General features: G+C 50.5%; 2 pseudogenes. Both read right to left on the reverse strand.

Going from position 1 to position 610, the window contains the following annotated elements:
• Window positions 1-199, reverse strand: a pseudogene (locus R8N49_RS28620) (S49 family peptidase); the annotation flags it as partial.
• Window positions 199-610, reverse strand: a pseudogene (locus R8N49_RS28625) (hypothetical protein); the annotation flags it as partial. The pseudogenes R8N49_RS28620 and R8N49_RS28625, both read right to left, overlap by 1 nt.

Here is a 610-nt window from a genome sequence, read left to right on the forward strand (position 1 = left end):
CCTTGGCGCTTTGCCACGGCATCCCACCCGGATTAGATGCCAAAATGATGAAGCCGATCATGAGAAGCACGAAACCAGATGCGCGAAGCACACGCAACATGGTCCGCCAGCGCCGGTCTTTCACCTGCTCTTTATGCAGGGTGAACATGTACTTCTCAATGAGTTCTTTCTCCCAGGGGATCTCTTTGTTTTCTGCCATTAGTCTTTCCTTTTGCATGTTTCGATTATCTGTCCCCAGAACTCTTCATCAGCGCTATCAGCCCGGTCTTTGACTTTCTGGTAAACAAGGTTGGTGTTGAGCTGATGCTCACGACAGAACTGAGCAATGTTGCTGTAGGTCCTGTCCAGATAGGTGAAGGGTTTCCCTTTACCTTTTTTCTTGGCGAGGATGAGTTTCCACTCATCATTGGAGAGTTTGTCTGCGGCCTTCCTTGTGTCCGCAATGCGCCTACGCACCGTTACCGGATCAAGTCCATGTGCTCTGGCTATGCTGGCAACGCAGTTGAACTTCCGACCGTCAATCATGACAGTAGGCAAATCACCAGCGGCAGCCTCCTTGAATCGGAAACCTCTGTAACCTGGTTTGAAGATCCCAGGAGCAAGTTGCTCA

Source organism: Vibrio sp. 1978, assembly GCF_033344345.1.